The 21,291-nt window shown below is 41.4% G+C and carries 18 protein-coding genes; 3 read left to right on the top strand and 15 right to left on the bottom strand.

What is annotated here, in order from left to right; all coding sequences use genetic code 11:
- Positions 1–415: 415 nt before the first annotated feature.
- The 3 genes from glpX to PING_RS18650 all read right to left on the bottom strand — a co-directional run bounded on the left by glpX (position 416) and on the right by PING_RS18650 (position 3,529).
- Positions 416–1,426, bottom strand: a complete 1,011-nt coding sequence (glpX, locus tag PING_RS18660; protein WP_011771848.1) for a class II fructose-bisphosphatase — start codon at positions 1,424–1,426, stop codon at positions 416–418.
- A gap of 241 nt (positions 1,427–1,667) precedes the next feature.
- Complete coding sequence (locus PING_RS18655) at positions 1,668–2,879, bottom strand: aspartate aminotransferase family protein (protein ID WP_011771847.1); 1,212 nt, start codon at positions 2,877–2,879, stop codon at positions 1,668–1,670.
- Between the two features lie 65 nt (positions 2,880–2,944).
- Complete coding sequence (locus PING_RS18650; RefSeq protein WP_011771846.1) at positions 2,945–3,529, bottom strand: anthranilate synthase component II; 585 nt, start codon at positions 3,527–3,529, stop codon at positions 2,945–2,947.
- 220 nt (positions 3,530–3,749) lie between these two features.
- Between PING_RS18650 and PING_RS18645 the strand changes: the two genes are divergently transcribed.
- Complete coding sequence (locus tag PING_RS18645; RefSeq protein ID WP_011771845.1) at positions 3,750–4,652, top strand: TIGR01777 family oxidoreductase; 903 nt, start codon at positions 3,750–3,752, stop codon at positions 4,650–4,652.
- Between the two features lie 906 nt (positions 4,653–5,558).
- Here the strand turns inward: PING_RS18645 and PING_RS18640 are convergent.
- The 6 genes from PING_RS18640 to rpmH form a co-directional block, all read right to left on the bottom strand.
- Positions 5,559–6,491 (bottom strand): porin, encoded by a 933-nt coding sequence (locus PING_RS18640; protein WP_011771844.1) that lies wholly within the window; start codon positions 6,489–6,491, stop codon positions 5,559–5,561.
- Between the two features lie 241 nt (positions 6,492–6,732).
- A complete protein-coding gene (gene mnmE, locus PING_RS18635) occupies positions 6,733–8,100 on the bottom strand; it encodes a tRNA uridine-5-carboxymethylaminomethyl(34) synthesis GTPase MnmE (RefSeq protein ID WP_011771843.1) in 1,368 nt (455 codons plus the stop codon).
- Positions 8,101–8,200: 100 nt separating this feature from the next.
- Positions 8,201–9,901, bottom strand: a complete 1,701-nt coding sequence (gene yidC / locus PING_RS18630) for a membrane protein insertase YidC (RefSeq protein ID WP_011771842.1) — start codon at positions 9,899–9,901, stop codon at positions 8,201–8,203.
- Positions 9,902–9,920: 19 nt separating this feature from the next.
- Complete coding sequence (yidD, locus tag PING_RS18625) at positions 9,921–10,181, bottom strand: membrane protein insertion efficiency factor YidD (RefSeq protein ID WP_041766706.1); 261 nt, start codon at positions 10,179–10,181, stop codon at positions 9,921–9,923.
- Positions 10,148–10,504, bottom strand: coding sequence for a ribonuclease P protein component (gene rnpA, locus PING_RS18620; RefSeq protein ID WP_011771840.1), 357 nt, complete (start codon positions 10,502–10,504; stop codon positions 10,148–10,150). The genes yidD and rnpA overlap by 34 nt, the downstream gene beginning before the upstream one ends.
- Before the next feature lie 10 nt (positions 10,505–10,514).
- Positions 10,515–10,649 carry a 50S ribosomal protein L34 gene (gene rpmH / locus PING_RS20235; protein ID WP_011771839.1) on the bottom strand — a complete coding sequence of 45 codons (135 nt, stop codon included), beginning with the start codon at positions 10,647–10,649 and terminating at the stop codon, positions 10,515–10,517.
- A gap of 482 nt (positions 10,650–11,131) precedes the next feature.
- On the opposite strand from rpmH, the gene PING_RS18615 reads away from it, so the two are divergent.
- Both PING_RS18615 and lrp read left to right on the top strand, forming a co-directional pair.
- Positions 11,132–13,336, top strand: a complete 2,205-nt coding sequence (locus tag PING_RS18615; protein WP_011771838.1) for a protein-disulfide reductase DsbD family protein — start codon at positions 11,132–11,134, stop codon at positions 13,334–13,336.
- Between the two features lie 187 nt (positions 13,337–13,523).
- Positions 13,524–13,991 carry a leucine-responsive transcriptional regulator Lrp gene (lrp, locus tag PING_RS18610; protein WP_011771837.1) on the top strand — a complete coding sequence of 156 codons (468 nt, stop codon included), beginning with the start codon at positions 13,524–13,526 and terminating at the stop codon, positions 13,989–13,991.
- A 40-nt stretch (positions 13,992–14,031) separates the two neighbouring features.
- Here lrp and ald read toward each other — a convergent pair whose 3' ends face one another.
- The 6 genes from ald to acsA all read right to left on the bottom strand — a co-directional run bounded on the left by ald (position 14,032) and on the right by acsA (position 20,942).
- Positions 14,032–15,147: an alanine dehydrogenase gene (ald, locus tag PING_RS18605; protein WP_011771836.1), complete on the bottom strand. Its 1,116-nt coding sequence runs from the start codon at positions 15,145–15,147 to the stop codon at positions 14,032–14,034.
- A gap of 364 nt (positions 15,148–15,511) precedes the next feature.
- Complete coding sequence (locus PING_RS18600) at positions 15,512–15,754, bottom strand: acyl carrier protein (protein ID WP_011771835.1); 243 nt, start codon at positions 15,752–15,754, stop codon at positions 15,512–15,514.
- A 66-nt stretch (positions 15,755–15,820) separates the two neighbouring features.
- Positions 15,821–17,176: a dihydrolipoamide acetyltransferase family protein gene (locus PING_RS18595; RefSeq protein ID WP_011771834.1), complete on the bottom strand. Its 1,356-nt coding sequence runs from the start codon at positions 17,174–17,176 to the stop codon at positions 15,821–15,823.
- A complete protein-coding gene (locus PING_RS21185) occupies positions 17,173–18,177 on the bottom strand; it encodes an alpha-ketoacid dehydrogenase subunit beta (protein WP_011771833.1) in 1,005 nt (334 codons plus the stop codon). Before PING_RS21185 ends, PING_RS18595 begins: the two co-directional genes overlap by 4 nt.
- Positions 18,170–19,159, bottom strand: coding sequence for a pyruvate dehydrogenase (acetyl-transferring) E1 component subunit alpha (gene pdhA, locus PING_RS21180; protein ID WP_011771832.1), 990 nt, complete (start codon positions 19,157–19,159; stop codon positions 18,170–18,172). The genes PING_RS21185 and pdhA overlap by 8 nt, the downstream gene beginning before the upstream one ends.
- A 28-nt stretch (positions 19,160–19,187) precedes the next feature.
- Positions 19,188–20,942, bottom strand: a complete 1,755-nt coding sequence (acsA, locus tag PING_RS18580; protein WP_011771831.1) for an acetate--CoA ligase — start codon at positions 20,940–20,942, stop codon at positions 19,188–19,190.
- Positions 20,943–21,291: the final 349 nt, after the last annotated feature.

Here is a 21,291-nt window from a genome sequence, read left to right as displayed (position 1 = left end):
GCGTATTATAAAGGAAGTTGGCTAAATAAAAATAATGCATTTACTAATTTGACTTATTAATTGATCCTAACTAGCAACAATGGACACTTTTTTAGTACATTTTCTATTATTTTGCAAATGCGCATTCAACTCGATTCCAGCATTTTTAATGGCGGCTTTAGATAAAGTTCTACTTACTTAAAACTCAAATGTTTATCACGCACTAAAATAAAATAGTATATTTTCTATCATTTAAAGCAATTGATATTAAAGGCTGGAAATTTCATAGGATTTTTAAAGTTAAATACGATGGAAGCGAGTTCAGGTAAGGTGTTTTCTGTATTTTTTTGAGTGATTGGGTTTAGGGAATCATTGATCATTATTGCATGCCGTTTACAGGGGCGAAACGGCATGCCGGTTTTCTAAAAAATCAATTTTATAGAATGATATCTTTCAATTTTTGATCTTTTCTATCTAAGTAATGAGTGGAGCGGATACGACGTATAGTACGTGACTTACCGCGCACTAATAATGTTTCTGTCGTTGCTAAACGGCCATCTACCGTCACGCCCTCCACTAAATCACCCTTAGTAATACCCGTTGCAGAAAAAATTATATTATCATTTTTAACTAAATCTTCGAGTTTTAAGATTTTGTTAACTTCAATGCCGACCGCTTCACAACGTGCGGTTTCTTCTGCACCAATTCTTATATTTTCCTCTGTTGCCCCTTTGACCATAGGGCGAGGAATCAAGCGAGCTTGCATATTACCATCTAATGCGCGCACAACCGCTGCCGAAATAACGCCTTCAGGTGCACCACCAATACAATATAAAACATCTACTTGGTTATCTGGCATACAGGCTAATACAGAGATCGCAACATCACCATCAGGAATGGCAAAAACACGCACTCCTAAACCCTGCATCTCCTTGATAATTCGGTCATGGCGTGGTTTGGCTAAGGTAGCAACGGTTAATTGGCCTAAGGGTTTACCTAATGCAGCTGCAATTGCTTTTAAATTTTGCTCTAAAGAGAGATTTAAATCAATGGCATCTTTAGCGTTTGGTCCAACAATTAATTTTTCCATGTACATATCAGGTGCACGTAAAAAACTGCCTTTTTCGCCAACCGCCAGCACTGCGAGTGCATTAGACTGGCCCATTGCAGTCATGCGAGTACCTTCGATAGGATCGACAGCGATATCAACCGTATCACCTATGCCGGTACCAACGTGCTCACCAATATAAAGCATAGGAGCTTCATCAATTTCACCCTCACCAATAACGATTTCGCCATCAATCTCAATTTGATTGAAAGTTAAACGCATTGCTTCTACAGCTGCACCGTCTGCTGTGTTTTTATCACCTCTGCCTAACCATTTATAACCGGCTAGGGCAGCTGACTCTGTTACTCGACAAAATTCTATTTCTAATCCGCGTCTCATTTTTGAGCTCCCACTTTAATATATTTTTATTAGCTAACTATACAGGATAGTTAGCTACAATTTTCTGTTATTAGATGACATGCTGCTAATTGACTCAGGTCGTGCCGTTTGGTCGCTTTTTTGGTCTAAAAGCAATTTTCAAATAGATGAGCTTCGCAATGAATTGTATAAAACAGTTATTAAGCGATATCTTTGCCCATTTTTAACGATTAATCTGAGTAACAGGCATAGGCATGCTAGATTATTTAGTTAGTACTTTTACTGCTTGTTTAAATTTATCCATGGCCTGATCTATTTCTTGATGACTGATGTTGAGAGCGGGTGCGAAACGGATCACATTTGCACCTGCAGCCAGTACTAATAAACCTTGATCTGCACTTGCCAGCAGTAAATCTTTTGCTCGATCCTGGTACTGGTCATTTAAAACTGCTCCCAGTAATAAACCTGCCCCACGAACCTCTTTAAAAACATCATATTGTTGGTTTATTTTCTCCAGAGCATGACGTATTAAATGTTCTTTTTCTTTTACCCCGTTTAAGAGGGTCTCGTTATTAATTAATTCAAAGGCTTTGCTGGCAACGGCACAAGCAAGCGGATTGCCACCAAATGTTGTGCCGTGTGTTCCTACCGTCAGGCAGCTGGCAAATTTATCTAAGGTTAACATTGCTGAAATAGGGAAACCTGCTCCTAAGGATTTTGCAGAGGTAAGTACATCTGGGATAACACCTAATGCCATATAGGCAAATAATGAACCGGTGCGGCCCATACCCGTTTGTACTTCATCTAAAATCATTAGCGCATTATATTTATCACAGAGTTTACGGACACCCTGAGCAAAGGATTTATCGATCGGCAAAACACCGCCTTCACCCTGCAGAGGCTCAAGTAAAACAGCGCAGGTTTTATCAGACATTGCATTTTCTAATGCGCTTAAATCATTGTAATCAAGGTGTGTTATATCGCCTGGTTTGGGCCCAAAACCATTGGAGTAAGAGGTACTACCACCCGCACTGACTGTAAAAAATGTTCGTCCATGAAAACCGTGATGGAAAGCGATAATTTCAGTTTTTTCTTTGTCGTAATTATCAAAAGCGAAACGACGCGCTAATTTTAATGCGGCTTCATTGGCTTCTGCCCCAGAATTTGCAAAAAAAACTTTTTCAGCAAAAGTATTATCAATAATCTGCTGTGCCAATTGTAAAGCAGGTTCATTGGTATAATAATTACTGACATGCCATAGTTTTTTAGCTTGCTCCGTTAATGCCGTTACTAATTCCGGATGTGCATGGCCGAGTGCATTTACAGCGATTCCACCGGTTAGGTCTATATATTCACGATTTTCTTGATCCCAAACACGAGAGCCTTCACCACGAACAGGGATCATTGCTAAAGGGGCATAATTGGGCACCATAATTTGATCAAAAAGCGCGCGAGTGATAGCAGGGTTTGACATAAAAAAATCCTTTAAAATAAAAACACCAGATGAGGGCTTAAAATAATGGGTGCTAATATACGCACTTATTTTTTGAAACCAAGTGATTGGTCAATAAAATTATTGAGCAGTTTGAGGCCTTGTTCAGACATAATGCTTTCGGGATGGAATTGTACCCCTTCAAGCGCTAATGTTTTATGACGGATAGCCATTATCTCATTACTGTTTAGCACCGTTGCCGTTACTTCCAGGCAACTGGGCAGACTGCCCGGATCAAGTATTAGGCTATGGTAGCGTGTGATATTTAAGGGATTATTTAATCCTCTAAATACTCCCTTAGTATCATGCTCAATCAATGAGTTTTTACCATGCATGACTTTACTGGCGCGCACTACTTTTGCACCAAAGACCTGGCCAATACTTTGATGGCCCAGACAAACCCCCAATAAAGGAATTTGACCCGCAAAACGTTCAATTGTTTTTAATGAAATACCGGCTGCATCGGGTGTGCAGGGGCCGGGCGAAATGACTATCTGATCCGGGTTTAAGTCAGTAATCTCCTGTAAGCTTACCTGATCATTCCTTTTTACTATAACCTCTTGCTTTAATTGGCCAAAATATTGCACTAAATTGTAAGTAAAAGAGTCATAATTATCGATCATCAAAAGCATTGGGAAATTACCTGTCATAAAATAGCCGGGCATTATTTTATCATTACAATTCTAAACCACCTACACTAAAACCAAGTCTACAATTAATTTACTGATCTATTGATCATCTATTTACGTACAATAATATGTTAAATTAAGTTAAGTTATGTACTCACTCGGTTCGATCTGATTTAATCGAATTGCAAATTGGGATTATATAAACGAAGTAATGGGAGTCATTATGGATAAGGGTAAAGTGCTGCTAACCGGTTCATCTGGTTTGGTTGGAACGGCTTTAAGTGAGCTTTTGAAATCACAAGGTTATCAGGTTGGTAGATTATTGCGCAGCGATCAGCCGGGGGAACCCTATTGGGATATTAAGCAGCACTATTTTGCACTTAAGGATTTTGAAAATCCCGATGTAATTATTCATTTAGCGGGTGAAAATATTGGTGACGGGCGATGGACAAAGGACAAAAAAAAGAAACTGAGAGACAGTCGTATTCTATCTACCCAATTACTGGTCGAACATTTTAAAAAAGTCCTGCCGCCGCCTAAACTTTTTATCTGCGCTTCGGCAATCGGTTTTTATGGTAATAGAGGTGATCAAAAGCTTGATGAAAATAGTGCAGCCGGTGCTGATTTTGTCAGTCAATTAGCACTTGATTGGGAAGAAAGTAGCCAAGGAATTAAAGAGGCTGGCACTAGGCTGGTTAATCTGCGCACTGGTATCGTTATCAGTGAAAAAGGCGGTGCATTGGCGAAAATGTTACCAGCTTTTAAACTGGGTTTAGGTGGAAAAATTGGCTCTGGTGAGCAAATAATGAGTTGGATTGACATTAACGATATGATCCGCGCTATTTTATTTATTATTGAAAATGAGAATCTTCAAGGCCCGGTAAATTTGGTCTCTCCAAATCCTGTGACTAACCAGATATTTAGCCAACTGCTGGCAAAACAGTTAAATCGTCCCTGCTTTTTTCCCTTGCCTGAGGGCATGGTTAAATTGCTGTTTGCTGAAATGGGTAAGGAATTATTGCTTTCAAGTACGCGGGTCAACCCTAAAAAGTTGCTTGATGCTGATTTTGTATTTAAATATGCCAAGTTAGAAGAGAGTTTTCTCCAGCAGTTTGGGGGTAAATAAAGGTAAATTGAGGGGGATTAAAGGCAAAGGAAAGGGCAGCCTAAGCTGCCCTTATTTTAGTCACTCTGTCTTATCCATGACGGTTGAAGCTTCCTGCTGCATATCCCTATTGACTATTGCTATTGCCACCCTGCCTAGGCTTCCACTTCCCCTGTCCTTTGGGTTTCATCCATTTTATATCCCTATCAGATCAACGCTCCTGTTTATCTGCCTGCTCCCTTTCCCTGGGAGGTGTCCCTTTTTGTCATCCTGACTTAATAATATGTATCCCAAGTATTATTAACTACTTTTGTCCATAAAGTGTCCTAGTGTCTTCCTGACCAGATAAATAATCCCTATCTATCTATAACAACTAGCTTGCTTTTGTTATTCCTGAATCTTTCGTTGATGCTTTACTTCCTGTAAAACCATCTTGATTCTTACAAGGCTAATGATATGCCCTTATCTTAAAAAATTAACAATAAAAACCACATTTTTTGGGTTATGTGACAAGAAACTGATAATAACCTGTTTAATTACAGTAGGTTGTATTATAGAACTTGTTTTTAAACTTTTTTAAATCGGGTTGATTGACACAATATCGTCGATAAGGAATGGTCAATCTCCTACAAACTATAGTTGTTGATTTATAAAACGCAATAACTATCAAATAGTTGAGGTTGTTTTTTGTACAAATATTGCGCGGGGAGTCAATAATGGCGGTCAGCTTTCGATGGGGTAATAATGTGGGTTTGCTATAAAAAGTTCTATAAAAAGAAAGGGCAGCCGAAGCTGCCCTGAGTAGTATTAGTTCCCAAGTCCTTTGGGTTACCTCCTTGTAAGATAAACAATCCTGTTTATCAACCACTTGTCTTTTTAGCTATTGCTTTATGCGGATTAATCATAAAATCCGCAGCTCAGCAGTTATTAGAAGTTGTAACGTAGACCTGCTACCAGCTCATCATCACCACCGGTTAGGTTATCCAGTTTGTATGAAGCGTAAGTGCGCAGGCTGTCATTAAAGCGGTATTGTCCCTCAAGTGCAACGGAATCTGCTGTATCAGTAGTGACACCAGATAGATCTTGATCTGCCATGGTGTACATTGCGATCATGCGAAATTCTTTTGTGAGCTTATACTGCGCAGCAACTTCTAATGAAGTGAAATCATTGTTTGTAGCTTTTGAACCCATTGCATAGGTAGCAGCTAAATATAAATCTTCAAATTTGTATCCCGCACCTAGCGTTACTTGATCTTGTTTATCCTGCTCTGCATAGGAAACACCTAAGTCTATTCCCATATCCATTGAGTACAAAGCTGATAAACCAAAAGCATCTTCAGGAGTGGTACTAGTAGCTGTTTTCTTAACACCGTTGGCAATATAGTTAGCTTTTAGTGCTAAACCTTGGATAGAGTTATTTGCAAATACAAAGTTATTTGACTCTTTATCCGATGCTGCAGCAATAATCTGCTGCGCACCTGAGTGATACGATGCAATATCTGTCATATTAGAAATTTGTACGCTAGCGCTGTCCTGACGACCGTAAGAAAAATCACCAGCTTTTGTGCCAATACCAGCAAATAGGTAGCGGTTGTTTACTGTACTGCCAGGTTCAATTTCATATTCCATAAAAGCAAAACCAGTTAGGTCTTGAGAAATTTTTGTTTGACCTTCAAAATTGATACGTGCACGGCTTTTATCTAACATTGAACCATCAACTGCATCGGAAAATAGAGCGCGTACTTCAGCTCTGCCACCGATTGATAATTTAGTATTCTCTTTGTCGTAAACCGTTGCTGCACTTGCCGCGCCTGAAACGAAACTGCTAAGGATCAAGGTTGCTAATAATGTCTTTTTCATAATTCTTCCATTTATAGTTAGTTAAAGGTTTTGTTTTTAGTTTTTCAGCTCTGTGGCTGTTTACAAAAAGAAGCTTAACTTTTTACTGTGACAGTATTATGACAAAAGAAGGGTTATGTCGGAAAAATCAACATTTATTTCAGCAGGTTATAATAATAACAGTAATAGAAATGATAACTATTACTGTTTTAGGTTGAAAAAAACCGCTGAGTAGCGGCTTTTTATTAACAGCAAAGAGTGATTATTTGCCAATACAGAAGCTTGAGAAAATTTTGCCAAGCAGATCATCGGAACTGAATGCGCCGGTAATTTCACTCAGGTATTGTTGGGTTAATCTTAACTCTTCGGCTAATAATTCACCCGCTTTATACTCTTCCAGTTGGACTTTGCCCTCCAGCAAATGACGCTGTGCGTTATCAATGGCCTCTAAATGGCGACGTCTTGCCATAAAACCACTGGTGGTATGGCCCTGATAACCCATAATATCTTTAAGATGTTCTTTTAATAAGTCCACCCCCTGGCCGGTTTTCGCTGAAATACGATAAACGGGGTGATCATGGTTTTCAGTCATAGAGAAGGCCTCTCCAGTCAGATCCGCTTTATTACGTACGACGGTTAAACCTACAGATTTGGGCAGCTTATCAATAAAATCTGGCCAAATTTGACGAGGATCTTCAGCACTGGTGGTGGTGGCATCAAGCATAAAAAGGATACGATCCGCTGTTGTTATCTCCTGCCAGGCACGCTCAATGCCTATTTTTTCAATTTCATCCGCACCTTCACGCAGACCCGCAGTATCAATAATATGTAATGGCATACCATCTATGTGAATATGTTCGCGCATCACATCACGGGTGGTACCGGCAATGTCGGTCACTATGGCGCGCTCGACACCCACCAGGCTGTTTAATAAACTTGATTTACCGGCATTGGGTCGTCCTGCAATAACAACCTTCATGCCATCACGTAAAATAGCGCCCTGTTTGGCCTGCTTTTTTACCGCTTCCAGATTATCAATTATTTGGTATAAACCTTTAGAAATTTTACCGTCACTTAAGAAATCGACTTCCTCTTCAGGGAAATCAATAGAGGCTTCAACATAAATGCGTAAATAGATAAGGCTTTCAACAAGCTGCTCTATTTTCTCTGAAAATTCACCCTGTAAAGAGTGCAGCGCACTTTTAGCGGCTTGTTCTGAGGTTGCTTCAATTAAATCAGCAATCCCTTCAGCTTGTGCCAAATCGAGTTTATCATTCATAAATGCACGTTCTGAAAACTCTCCAGGATTGGCTCCACGAAGATTTTTTATGCTTAAAATTGCCTTAATAAGCATATCCATCACCACCGGACCACCATGCCCTTGGAGTTCCAGTACATCTTCACCTGTAAATGAATTGGGCGCTTTAAAAAACAGGGCGATACCTTGATCCAGCACTTCATTATGCTGATCGCTAAAGGATAAATATTCGGCAAAACGCAGTTTAGGGACTTTTCCTAAAATAACTTTTGCGACCGCTTCTACATCTGGCCCTGAAATGCGAATAATACCAACACCACCACGACCGGGTGCGGTTGCTTGAGCAACAATTGTATCAATAGCTTTGATCATGATTAGACCTCAAAATTTCAATTATTATATAAAAAGTTATTATACAAAAAAGGCGACTTTTTATAGTCGCCTTTTTATCAATGGTTATCGGGAAAATAAATTATTTTTTAGTAAGCACCACAGGTTCTTTTTCCTTTTGATGCAAACCCTTTTTTTCAAAGCTGCGATAAATCAGCGTTTGTTGGATCAGTGTGACAACATTACTCATTAACCAGTAAAGTACCAGACCTGCAGGGAACCAGAGGAAGAAGAAAGTGAAAATAACCGGCATAAACTGCATTACTTTCTGCTGCATTGGATCTTGTACTGTTGTTGGAGACATTTTCTGGATAAAGAACATGCTCACACCCATCAGGATCGGCAGAATGTAATAAGGGTCTTGTACCGACAGATCCTGAATCCATAACATAAAGGGTGCATGACGCAATTCAACCGATTCCATCAACGACCAGTATAAAGCAATGAAAATAGGCATTTGTAATAGGATAGGGAAACAACCACCGAGCGGGTTTACTTTCTCTTTCTTATACAGTTCCATCATTGCTTTGGATACTTTCTGACGGTCTTCTCCAAACTGTTCGCGTAATTCTTTAATCTTAGGCTGCAATAGGCGCATTTTAGCCATAGAAGTGTATTGCGCTTTAGTCAGAGGGTAAAGTGCACCTTTGACGGTAAAGGTAATCAGAATAATCGCAACACCCCAGTTACCAACAATGCCCTGGAAGAATAACAGCAGTTTGAACAGTGGTTGAGCAATAAACCATAACCAGCCGTAATCAACGGTTAAATCAAGGTTCTTAGCAACAAGGGCCATCTCTTCCTGTATTTTAGGACCGACCCACAAATTAGTCTCGAGCTCAGCAACACTTTGTGGTGCAATGGTTTTCGATGGTGCTTTAAAACCTATTGCGGCCTCTTTATCTTGAATAATATTACTGTACAGTACATTTTGATCCGTAGGGGATGGGATCCATGCTGATACAAAATAATGTTGTAACATTGCCACCCAACCGCCTTCAGTTGTTTTTTGCAATGGCCCGTCTTGCATATCACTAAAGCTGTATTTTTCGTAACGGGTCTCTGTCGTTGAGAAAGCGCCACCGCGATAAACAGGCATCACCATACTGCCGCTATCGTCGGATAATGTTTCTCTTAACTGTGCATAGAGCTGAACATTGAGCGGACTATCTGTTTTGTTTTCAATTTGGTAAGCAACATTAGTTACATATTCACCACGTTTAAGGGTGAAGGTTTTAATGAAAATATTACCATCTGCATCAACAAAATGCAGCATTGTTGATACTTCAGCCTGGCCATCGGCTAAGACCGATTCTGTATCAGTTGTATCGTATAGAGGGCGACCATTTTTATTAGCATCGGGGCCTTGCCCAATCAAACCACTTTGTGCGATATAGGTAAATCCATTACCGCTATCCAATAGACGGTAAGGAGTGTCAGAATCAAGTGTGGCATCATGTTGTAATAGATCCGCTTTAATAATATCACCACCGACTAGCGAGATGGTTAAGCGTAATTCGTCATTGGCTATCGTAACAGATTGACTTGCTGGCAGCTCAGTTGAAGTGGCATCGGTACTGCTTTGCTGGGGTGAGTTTGGCACGCCATCACTTAAATTGGCACTGTTGGCACTGGAAGCAACTGAAGCCGGAACAGATGAATCAACTTGTTCTGTTTGCACTTGTGGAGCTACTTGAGGAGTTTTTTCTTCGACCCATGCGGTATAAAGCAAAAAGCTCACAAACAGCAGGGCGAGTAAAAGTAAATTGCGTTGGGATTCCATAACGTTTTTTATTCTCTATTTAGTTAGGTTTATTTTTATTAGCACAACAAGTAGGCACAGGATCGTAACCACCCTCACTGAAAGGCTGGCATTTTATAATACGCTTAGCTGCGAGCCAACAACCTTTTATTATTCCGTTTAATTTTATCGCTTCGATCGCATATTGTGAACAGGTTGGCGTAAAACGACAACGTGGGCCAATCATCGGGCTAATAAATACTTGATAACCGCGAATCAATTTGATTACTACCCATTGCACCGCTGCACTAATTTCCGCCATAATTTATCCAATATTTTGTTGATTTCTTGATTTGATAAATCCGCAATACCCGCTTTAGCAATAACAACAATATCTATTGCAGGGAGTTGGTGTTGTTGGTGGCGAAATTGCTCTCTAACAATGCGACGAATTCTATTACGCCCTACGGCACGTTTTATGTGCTTTTTGGGAATAGCCATTCCGATGCGGGGGTGATCTAGAGTGTTTTTTCGAGCTAAAAGAGTCAGATAGGGGGAAACTGCTGGGACAGCATTTTTAAAAACAGGTTTAAAATCTTCGGGAGTTAACAAACGTAACTCCCGAGAAAACGAATAATTCACCACGTCTGGTAGATTATGCGCTTAAGCTTGAGCGGCCTTTAGCACGACGACGAGCTAGTACGTTACGACCATTTTTAGTCGCCATACGAGTTCGGAAACCGTGTGAACGCTTACGCTTAATGTTACTAGGTTGAAAAGTACGTTTCATGCTCTTTTCCACTATTGTTAAGTACGGTACAGTAGCTAATGTTTTTAGCTTATTATTGATAAGTCACTTTAGTGGTAACTCAGAAATAATAAATAAAAACTGTCAGCCGATTAAAAAGAGAGCGAATTCTATGTTTTGATCGACTAAAAGTCAATCAGAGATGCTTCTTTCGGCACATTAAAATTTTTACCTTAACAAGTATAAACTCATATTAGATAAAGATAATGTACGCGCCAGACTCATAGTCAGGGTGGGAGGATTATATAGAAGCGTCATTAATAAGCAAGGATCTTAGGATGATCTTTCTTTTATTTATCCCTGAAGGGGTTGCAGTTAAGAGATCCTCATTCTTAATCGCCCTGCTCAGGTCTATTATTTAAAAGGATTTTTCGCAGAACTTTTTAAAGCGATAAATAGTGTTAAGCACTTTGAGTCATTATAATGACCAGCACCTATCCTTTAAATTATAATATGACTGATCTATGTGCTCGAGAATAAGATTTTTATTTCAAGCCATTGCCTGCATTTTTATTATTTGGAGCTCCACCATTAAAAAAATTCAATTTATAGTCCGGCCAGTTTTAAGCGCTTTATTATTGATTAGCTGCTTATTTAGCACTTTGGCATTGGCTGATGTTAAGCAAACCTCTACAGGTTGGGTAACCGATCCTAATCATCCCCCAGTGAGCGTGTTGGCTGAGTTAACCGGGCAAATAGATAAAGATAAAGATAAACAAAGTGTTAATGCTCTATTACAAGTTCGCCTTGCAGGCGAATGGAAAACCTATTGGCGTTCACCCGGTGAAGGGGGAGTTGCGCCGAGCTTTGATTTTTCCAACTCAACCAATATCAAAGAGGTTAATTGGTTGTGGCCGGCCCCCAAACGTTACCCGGTATCAGGTGTGGAAACAATCGGTTATAAAGGGCAGGTTAATTTCCCGTTAACCATAGTGCTACAAGATATGGGGCAACCGGCTAGATTAAAGGGGATATTAACCCTTGCTTCGTGCACCAATATTTGTGTTTTAGGCGATTATGAAATTGACCTTACATTTGCTCCTAATACCCTGGTTAGCTTACCTGAAGTGGTATTTAAGTTCGGCCTGGCACTCGGCACTATTCCCATTTTAATAACTGAACAGCAACTTTTACAGCAGCAAGATAACGCCACTATTAGCCAAGTGCGTTCTTCCTGGAATCCATTAAAACAGCAGTTAGTGGTACAGATGAATAATCGCTTTGGCTGGTCTAAACCGGATCTGTTTATTGACTCAGACTCGCCTGACCTTGCTTATGTTACTTTTTCAGTTCCTGAAGTTAATATTTCAAACAAGACTATGACGGCAACCATTAAAGCCTCAAGTTGGTCCGGTGAGGTTGATTTGGCCAATAAAGTCCTTCACGCAACGGTACTTGATACTAATCTTGCCGTGGAGTTAGTGACAACAACATCGGATCAAATTATCAGCAGTAAAACGGCAGACGGTCTTTTGCCCATATTTTTAATTGCCCTGTTAGGTGGTTTAATTCTCAATATTCTGCCCTGTGTTTTGCCTGTTTTAGGAATGAAACTGAGTTCTATTTTATCTGCCCATGGCATACAGCGCGGTCAAATTCGCAGACAATTCTTAGCCTCCTCGCTGGGTATCTTAACTTCATTCTGGTTATTGGCCGTTTTCTTACTGCTATTAAAGTTATCCGGTCAGGCATTAGGCTGGGGTATTCAATTCCAAAGCCCTTATTTTATTGCTGTGATGGTGATTATAACGGCGCTGTTTGCGGCGAATATGTTAGGGCTGTTTGAGATTCAACTACCGGTGGCGATGCAAACCTGGCTTGCCGGCAAAGGTTCCCAATCTTATCTTGGTCATTACCTGCAGGGCATGTTTGCAACCCTATTAGCAACACCCTGCAGTGCTCCCTTTTTAGGTACTGCGGTGGCATTTGCGCTTGGGGGATCGATAGTAGAGTTGTTTGTTATTTTCACGGCATTAGGTCTGGGCATGTCACTACCCTGGTTATTAATTGCTCTTTTCCCTGCGATTGCATTGTTACTGCCTAAACCCGGCAGATGGATGGGGACAGTTAAGTTAGTCTTTGCTCTGATGATTTTGGCAACTACTTTCTGGTTGTTAAGCCTGCTCGGCAACTTTATCGGTACGTCAAATATGTTTTTGACGGCAGCGCTGCTGCTGGTTGTTTTATTTACTTTGACGCTCAGAAAATATGGTAAACGGATTCTGCTAATTGCATTAATTTCATTACTCTTAAGCTCTGCACTTGGTTTTTTGCTTGGTAGTCTAACGACTGAACATTGGGCTAGCCCGATAGCCGGCGAGCTGGATTGGTCTCCATTGGATGCAGCAGCAATCCAGCAGCAGGTGGCGTCGGGTAAGACAGTTTTTGTTGATGTCACCGCGGACTGGTGTATTACCTGTAAAGCGAATAAAATTGGCGTGATTTTACAGGAACCGGTGTACACGGCTCTGCAGGCAGAAAACATCCAGTTAATGCAGGGAGATTGGACCGTCCGATCTGATTCAGTCACTGCCTATTTACAGTCATATGGCCGATACGGTGTACCCTTTAATATTGTTTATGGGCCCGGGGCTCCAGAGGGACTGCCTTTACCGACAATATTAAGCAGCAAGCAGGTTTTATCTGCGCTTCAACAGGCGCAAAAATAATAACTGCTGCCGGTAGTTCTCCAGATATCAACTTCACGAGTTGCGATTAAAGCTGTTTTAACTGCGGTAACAACACTTTTTTTGTTTTTTTTGAGGCAATTTACTAATGAGTATTGGTATCGCTTGATAGGATCTGAGTTTTATGAAATAAAGAGCTTAATTAAATGAATTCAAACAAGGCTGGGCAATGAAAGAGCTGGATCGTATTGATCGTAAAATATTAAATGAGTTGCAAAAAGATGGGCGGATATCCAATGTTGAACTTTCCAAACGTGTTGATCTTAGTCCTACACCTTGCCTTGAGCGAGTAAGACGCCTTGAGCGTCAGGGGTTTATAACGGGTTACATTGCCACACTCAATCCGCAATATTTAGGAGCTGCACTACTGGTTTTTATTGAGGTAACCTTGAGCCGCGGCGCACCAGATGTGTTTGAGCAGTTTAATAAAGCCGTTTTGAAGTCAGATGCATTTCAAGAATGTCATTTAGTGTCAGGCGATTTTGACTACCTGCTGAAGGCGCGCGTTGCTGACATGTCTGCGTATCGTAAATTACTTGCAGAAACGTTATTGACTTTACCCAGTATTAAAGAGACTCGGACTTATGTGGTAATGGAAGAGGTTAAGGTAAATAGCCAGTTGATCATAAAATGCTAATGCAGAAAAAGCGCCACCTCATGGAGGCGCTCAATAAAGGTTATGCTAATGCGACTTTAGGATCAACAAACTCAAATCCTAAGTTTTCTGCCACGCTGGCACAAGTTATCTTACCATTGATAACATTTAGGCCATTTAAGAAATTCTGGTCACTTAATAAAGCTTCTTTATAACCTTTATTAGCAAGATTTATAATAAAGGGCAGTGTTGCATTATTCAATGCAAAGGTTGATGTCAGTGGAACAGCACCGGGCATATTAGCAACACAGTAGTGCACTACATCATCAACAATAAAGGTTGGATCTGCGTGTGTTGTTGCTTTTGACGTAGCAATACAGCCACCTTGATCAATTGCAACATCAACAATAGCAGAGCCCGCTTTCATGTTTTTAATATGTTCAGCTGTAACTAATTTAGGGGCAGCTGCGCCGGCAACCAGTACTCCGCCAATTACTAAATCGGCTTCAAGAACATGTTCTTCAAGCGCTTCCGCTGTTGAATAGACCGTTTTTATTTTATTACCAAACTGCGCATCAAGACGACGTAACACATTAACATTACGATCTAGAATAACCACTTCAGCACCCATGCCTACGGCCATTTGTGCTGCATTATTACCAACCATTCCGCCACCAATAATGACGACCTTGGCAGGAGCAACACCAGGAACACCACCTAATAACATACCACGGCCTGCATTTGATTTTTCAAGAGCTTGGGCACCTGCTTGAATTGACATGCGTCCCGCAACCTCTGACATTGGGGCTAAAAGAGGTAAACCACCTTGATTGTCAGTAACTGTTTCATAGGCAATACAAATTGCTTTTGATTTAATCAAATCTTCAGTTTGCGGAAGATCAGGTGCCAAGTGAAGGTAAGTAAATAAAATTTGTCCTTCACGCAACATAGCACGTTCAACTGCTTGAGGTTCTTTTACCTTAACTATCATGTCAGCGCTGGCGAAGACTTCTGCCGCATTTTTTTGTATTGATGCACCAACATTAATGTAGTCCTGATCACTGAAACCTATGCCTAAACCGGCATTTGTCTCAACAATAACCTGATGCCCATGATTGGTTAATTCACGTACGCTACCTGGAACCATACCTACACGATATTCGTGGTTTTTAATTTCTTTAGGGACGCCAACAATCATAATACACTCCGTTATGGTTTGATTTAATAAATATTTAAACCTAGTTTAAAGGTCTTTATCTAGATTGTGCTACTAAGTTTTTTTGCCTTTGTAGTTTTATATTTCAATTTTTTATGATTTTCTGGTTTTATATTCTGAATAGCTTGTTGTCAGCTTATTATTATCTTGTTATTAGATTGTTGTTGTCTTGTTGGCTTATAGTTATTACTTTGTTATTCAAAACTTAAAGGCAATAGGGAAAATCACCGCACAGATTAATGATAACGTTATAAAAAATTGTATAAAAAAACGCTGCACTTGTTCACATTGAATGGGGCTTAGGATCCTAACTATTCTGGCCAGAGTATAAAAAGTGATACTTAATTTAAGCATGATTCATTATGTAAGAAATCATTGCATTTAGCGTGAGCACCTTAGCATAATCAGCCTCTGGAATGACGATCTGAGTACGCTTGGAAACAGCGATCACTAAATTAAGGAAATCCATCGAATCGAGTTCCAGTGCTTCGCGCATATCCTGATCATCCGGTACGTCATCTGCTTCTATTTCAGGGGCAATATTACTTAACTCTTCAAGAATCAGTGCTTTTATTTCATTATTGTTCATAAGTCCTCTCATTTTATTATCTTTCAATTTTTAATCTGCTTTACCATGGCTAGGTATCGCTCTCATTCAAACTGTCCATAAAGCTTCCGGATTTTGCAGCAGTTGGTTTAACTGATAAAGAAAACGGGCTCCGATGCGTCCATCACTGACACGATGATCGGCCGCCAGAGAAGCCTCAATAACTGAACGTATTTTTATCGAACCATCGACGGCCATGACCTCTTGATGAGGGCTACCTAAAGCCAGAATCGCCACCTGTGGTGGAAAAATAACAGCGAACATCTGCTCTGCACCACGTTCACCAATGCTGGTTACAGTAAAACTGCCTCCACTCAATTCAGAAAAGACTAAACTGTCGTTGCGCGCATGTGTCACCTGCTGTTTAAGACGTTCCATCATCTTCGAGGGGGAGAGAGTTTGTGCTGCGCGGATGACTGGCATTACTAATCCTCCGCCACGTAAATTAATCGCATTGGCTAAATGTATTGCTTCACTCGCGACAAAGTGGCCCTCTGTATATTCGCCATTAAGTTGCTGGCTATCCATTAATGTACGCGCAACGGCACACAATAAAGGCGCTGCTAAGAGCAGGCGCTGATCGATGGCGAGCTTGGCGTTAACCTGCAATAAGTAGTCCTCTAACGCTGTTATATCCAAACGCTGGCGTAAATAATAATGTGGTATTTGTTGTTTTGAGCGTGTCACGGTTGCGCTAATCGCTTGGCGCATCGCTTCTTTATCAAAACCTTTTTTAGGTCTTGCAGCTGCTCTATCGGTGGCTTTGACCTTAGCGGTTTCTTTTTTATCTGCAGGCTTCAGCACATTTTCTGTCATCGCGGGTGACTGCTGGCTGAGCTGTTTTTGTTTTATTGCTTGCTCGACCATAGTCAAAGTAACAATTTTATTGCTAGGCTCGGGAAACAGTGAGTTTAAAGTGAGTTGCTGCTGTGTTGCCAAAAATCGCGCTGCGGGTGTTGCTAAAATAAAATCTTTAGGGGTTGTGAAATTACTGTTATCTTGCTCAACTGCACTGGACGCAGGGCTTGAACTTATATCTGTGGCAGTTGTTGTGGAGGCAGGGCTTGCACTTATATTTACAGGGCTTGTTGTGGATATAGGGTTAGGCTCGATATCGGCAACATCTGTCTGAGGAAGGGGGGCATTTTCACTGTCTTTAGTCGAGCTTAATCTGGCAATAGGCTCTCCAACCGCGATCTGCTGCCCTTCTTTGATCAGTAAGCTGATTATTAATGCATCTTCAAATAGATCTAAATCTATTGCCCCTTTGTGAGTTTCAATAACTGCAACCACATCACCCCGTTTTATATGGTCACCCTCTTTAACCAGCCACTGTACTAGGGTTCCTTTTTTCATATCAGAACCAAAAGAGGGCATCTTTAAGTCATGTTCATTGTTGCTCATAACAGATCCCTTGTATCAGCATCGGATGGTTCCATCATCTGCTTCGCCACTGCGATAATTTGTGCTACCTGTGGCAAGCTCGCCTGTTCTAAATGATATGCGTAGGGAATAGGTACTTCAGCACTACAAACGCGATTAACGGGTGCATCTAAATACCAGAGTCCAAGTTCTGCAATAGTTGCGCTGACTTCAGCGGACATGCCGCCGCTTTTCCATGATTCGTCAACAATCAGCGCCTTATGTGTACGGCGCACTGAATCTAAAATTGTTGCTCTGTCTAGGGGGCGTAAACAGCGCAAATCGACGACTTCCGCATCAATGCCTAAGGCAGCAAGCTGCTCAGCTGCATCCAGTGCTTTATACAAACAACCTCCCCAGGTGATAATGCTTAAATCATGACCGGTTTTGCGGATCACCGCTTTTTCCATTGGCGCGATCGTCTGTTTTTCCGGTAGTTCAGCCTCCTGATTATAGAGCATCACATGTTCAAAAATAATCACCGGGTCGGGATCATCAAGGGCCATTTTCAGCATATAACGCGCATCACCGATAGTGCCCGGATAAAGTACTTTAAGACCGGGAATATGGGCATATAAACCTTCAAAACTATGCGAATGTTGAGCCGCTAGTTGCTTACCTGCCCCGCAGGACATGCGAATGACTAAGGGTACAGATATCTGCCCGCCAGACATATGCCTGAGCGTCGCAGCATTATTGATGATTTGATCCAGTGCGAGCAGGCTGAAATTGACCGTCATTATTTCGACTATAGGTCTCATTCCACCTATTGCTGCACCAATTCCTGCACCGACAAAGCCGGATTCCGCTAAAGGAGCATCAATAATGCGTTGCGCGCCAAACCTGTCGAGCAATCCTTTGGAGACCGCATAACAACCCCCATATCGACCCACATCTTCGCCGATTAAAAAGACCCTGGCATCATTATTTAATGCTTCAGCTATCGCTTCCTTAAATGCCTCTCTGAAGGTGATTTTATCCATTGGACACCTCTGTATATACATGCTTTAACAAATTTTCGACGGGCTCGATATCAGCCGCATCTGCGCTGCACACTGCCGCATCAATCTCTTTCTCCACCGCTAATTCAATGGCTTGCAGCTCTTCGGGTTCTATTTGATGATTGTCTTTTAACCACTGGGTTAATTGGATCAGTGGTCCTTTTTTCTTCCACTGCTCAACTTCGTCATTATTACGATAAAGCTGGGTATCAAACATAGAGTGCCCACGAAAACGATAGGTCTGGCATTCGATAAAATGTGGCCCGGCACCATTGCGTATTGCGCTGCAGGCAAGTTTTGCCGCGGCTTCAACATCAATAACATTCATACCATCTATCACTTGTGCAGCTAAGCCATAACTTGCTGCTTTTAAATGAATTTTCTGATTGGAATGTTCAATTTCCAGCGCTGTGCCCATGGCATAAAGATTGTTTTCACAGATAAATAAGATGGGCAGTTGCCACAATTTGGCAAGATTCAGGCTCTCGTGAAACTCTCCCTCGGCGACTGCTCCGTCACCAAAAAAACAGCAGGTAACAGCCTGGCGCTGTAACATTTTATCCGCTAATGCGATCCCAACGGCAATAGGTAGCGCGCCAGCAACAATGGCACTACCGCCATAAAAGCGCTGACTGCTATCAAACAGGTGCATCGACCCGCCTCGTCCACCGCTACAACCACTGGCTTTGCCAAACATCTCCGCCATCACGGAATCCATGCTCAGACCTCTTGCCAGCGCATGGCCGTGTTCGCGATAAGTTGCCAGTACGGCATCTTCTGCCGTTAATGCCTGCATTACGCCAACGGCAATGGCCTCCTCTCCATTATATAAGTGTAAAAATCCGCGAATTTTTTCTTCATTATAAAGGGTCACGCAACGCTCTTCGAAGCGACGAATTCGAATCATCTGCTTAAGTAAAAAATGTAAATGAATACGATTAACATGTAATTTGTTACTGCTCATACCGTTACCTCCTAAGCAAACTTATCAGTTAGGCTTCATCACTTTCAAGAGTGGAAATATCACCTTCCGGCAATCCGAGTTCGCGCGCTTTTAATAAACGGCGCATAATTTTGCCACTGCGGGTCTTGGGTAAATTTTTACGGAAAACAATCTCTCTTGGTGCAACGGCGGCGCCCAAACGTTTACGTGAATGACCTAATAACGTTTTACGTAATATTTCATCACCTTCATACCCGGGTTTAAGGGCCACAAAAGCTTTTACGATTTCACCTGCGACTTCATCGGGTAAACCTATCACTCCAACCTCGGCGACAGCGGGGTGCTCCATTAACACACTTTCTACTTCAAAAGGACCAATCAAATGTCCCGAGCTTTTAATCACATCATCTGCCCGACCCACAAACCAGTAATAACCATCGGCATCACACATCGCGAGGTCGCCGGTTAAATACCAATCACCAACAAAACATTTTTGATAACGCTGCTCTTCATGCAGATAACCACGAAACATAGATGGCCAACCTTTTTTCAGTGCCAGCTCACCGACTTGATTTGCTTTTGTAGTGGCTTTGATTTCCCCCCCTTCAGTATGCTCCATAATGGCAACCTCAATACCGGGTAAGGGCCTGCCCATTGAACCTGGGCGAACGGCATTCGTTGCAAGGTTGGCGATCATGATGCCGCCAGTTTCGGTCTGCCACCAGTTATCGTGAAACGGCATGGCAAAAACTTTCTGTCCCCAGACGACAGCTTCAGGATTAAGGGGCTCACCTACACTGGCAATAAAACGTAAGGCACTAAGATCATATTGAGTGGCCAACTCACCTCCAGCTTTCATTAACATACGAATAGCGGTCGGAGCGGTATACCAGACATTAATTTTTTGTTCGCTGAGTAACTGATACCAATGCTCAGCATCAAATTCAGCTTCATCAATGATCATAGTGACTCGATTACATAACGGGGCAATAATGCCGTAGGAAGTGCCGGTTACCCAACCCGGATCGGCGGTACACCAATAACGGTCTCCGGGTTTAAGATCCAGTGCGTAAAAAGCGGAAATACTATGGTAAACGACGGCTTGATGAACATGCATAGCGCCTTTAGGTTTACCCGTTGTGCCCGAGGTAAAGTGCAATAAAGCGAGTTGTTCCGGATCGCAGAGACGGGCAGGGAAGTCCGCGCTACTTTCTTCTAATAAAGCATCAAGATCATAACAATTATCAGGGAGAGGGCCGGTTACATTATACAATAACACCCATTTTAGGCTGCTTAACTGTTCGCGCCAGGGGTTAACTTTTTTCAGATAAAGTGCTTCACTGGTAATTAAAACGCGTGCTTGGCCTATCTCCATGCGTGAACGAATAGGCTCGGGACCAAATGCTGAAAATAAGGGGGAAAATACCGCGCCAAATTTAAGCGTGCCCAATAATGAGATATAGAGTTGCGGTACTCTGCTGCATAAACCGAACACAGTATCATTAGGCTTCACACCAAATTTGAGCAGAATATTGGCAAAACGACTGGTTTGCTCCATTAATTCCGTATAACTAATGTCTACAGCCAAACCCTGTTTGCTTAGCCAGCGAATGGCTATCTGTTCGCCAAACCCCTCATCGACATGACGATCCAGTGCTTCATAGGCGATATTTAACCCATCTTTATTGCCGGCAATACGCTGCTGGGCCTGTTGCCAGTTAAAGTGAGTATAAGTATCTTGGTAATTAATTAAGTTATGCTCAGATGCCGATAAAGGATCTTTTTTTATTTCAGAAAAACTCATTTGTATCCCCTTTGCTAAAGCCTAAAACAAGTTAAAGAGCTTATTTAAGGATAGATCAAAGGAATAAAAATGCTTAGTTAATCGGAGATGCAGCCGAGCTCTGCAATGAACAAGTTGAGTCTTCGCTGGAAAGAAAATAACTATTTTAATAACAGCATTATTTATCTATGCATTTCATTATTAGAAGGGTCATTTTAGAGGAAAAAAAGAGCAGCATCGGATGTTACCATTTTTAATATCGGCTAAGGGTTAATAATAAATTTATTTACCCAGTTCGTTGCTGGTTAATATTGCTGATAATAGCGATTCTGCAGTGACTTCACGGGCATGTTGTGGATAGTTTTCCCAA

Origin of the sequence: Psychromonas ingrahamii 37, from assembly GCF_000015285.1 — a bacterium.
In the GTDB taxonomy this organism is placed as follows: domain Bacteria; phylum Pseudomonadota; class Gammaproteobacteria; order Enterobacterales; family Psychromonadaceae; genus Psychromonas; species Psychromonas ingrahamii.
Note: the sequence above shows the minus strand (reverse complement) of the source record. Positions and strands in the feature narration are given on the sequence as shown.

What these genes read in the sequence shown, in the direction of transcription:
- glpX (WP_011771848.1), bottom strand. Translation starts at nt 1,426, where the DNA reads ATGAGACGCGGATTAGAAATAGAATTTTGTCGAGTAACAGAGTCAGCT.
- PING_RS18655 (WP_011771847.1), bottom strand. Translation starts at nt 2,879, where the DNA reads ATGTCAAACCCTGCTATCACTCGCGCGCTTTTTGATCAAATTATGGTG.
- PING_RS18650 (WP_011771846.1), bottom strand. Translation starts at nt 3,529, where the DNA reads ATGCTTTTGATGATCGATAATTATGACTCTTTTACTTACAATTTAGTG.
- PING_RS18645 (WP_011771845.1), top strand. Translation starts at nt 3,750, where the DNA reads ATGGATAAGGGTAAAGTGCTGCTAACCGGTTCATCTGGTTTGGTTGGA.
- PING_RS18640 (WP_011771844.1), bottom strand. Translation starts at nt 6,491, where the DNA reads ATGAAAAAGACATTATTAGCAACCTTGATCCTTAGCAGTTTCGTTTCA.
- mnmE (WP_011771843.1), bottom strand. Translation starts at nt 8,100, where the DNA reads ATGATCAAAGCTATTGATACAATTGTTGCTCAAGCAACCGCACCCGGT.
- yidC (WP_011771842.1), bottom strand. Translation starts at nt 9,901, where the DNA reads ATGGAATCCCAACGCAATTTACTTTTACTCGCCCTGCTGTTTGTGAGC.
- yidD (WP_041766706.1), bottom strand. Translation starts at nt 10,181, where the DNA reads ATGGCGGAAATTAGTGCAGCGGTGCAATGGGTAGTAATCAAATTGATT.
- rpmH (WP_011771839.1), bottom strand. Translation starts at nt 10,649, where the DNA reads ATGAAACGTACTTTTCAACCTAGTAACATTAAGCGTAAGCGTTCACAC.
- PING_RS18615 (WP_011771838.1), top strand. Translation starts at nt 11,132, where the DNA reads ATGTGCTCGAGAATAAGATTTTTATTTCAAGCCATTGCCTGCATTTTT.
- lrp (WP_011771837.1), top strand. Translation starts at nt 13,524, where the DNA reads ATGAAAGAGCTGGATCGTATTGATCGTAAAATATTAAATGAGTTGCAA.
- ald (WP_011771836.1), bottom strand. Translation starts at nt 15,147, where the DNA reads ATGATTGTTGGCGTCCCTAAAGAAATTAAAAACCACGAATATCGTGTA.
- PING_RS18600 (WP_011771835.1), bottom strand. Translation starts at nt 15,754, where the DNA reads ATGAACAATAATGAAATAAAAGCACTGATTCTTGAAGAGTTAAGTAAT.
- PING_RS18595 (WP_011771834.1), bottom strand. Translation starts at nt 17,176, where the DNA reads ATGAGCAACAATGAACATGACTTAAAGATGCCCTCTTTTGGTTCTGAT.
- PING_RS21185 (WP_011771833.1), bottom strand. Translation starts at nt 18,177, where the DNA reads ATGGATAAAATCACCTTCAGAGAGGCATTTAAGGAAGCGATAGCTGAA.
- pdhA (WP_011771832.1), bottom strand. Translation starts at nt 19,159, where the DNA reads ATGAGCAGTAACAAATTACATGTTAATCGTATTCATTTACATTTTTTA.
- acsA (WP_011771831.1), bottom strand. Translation starts at nt 20,942, where the DNA reads ATGAGTTTTTCTGAAATAAAAAAAGATCCTTTATCGGCATCTGAGCAT.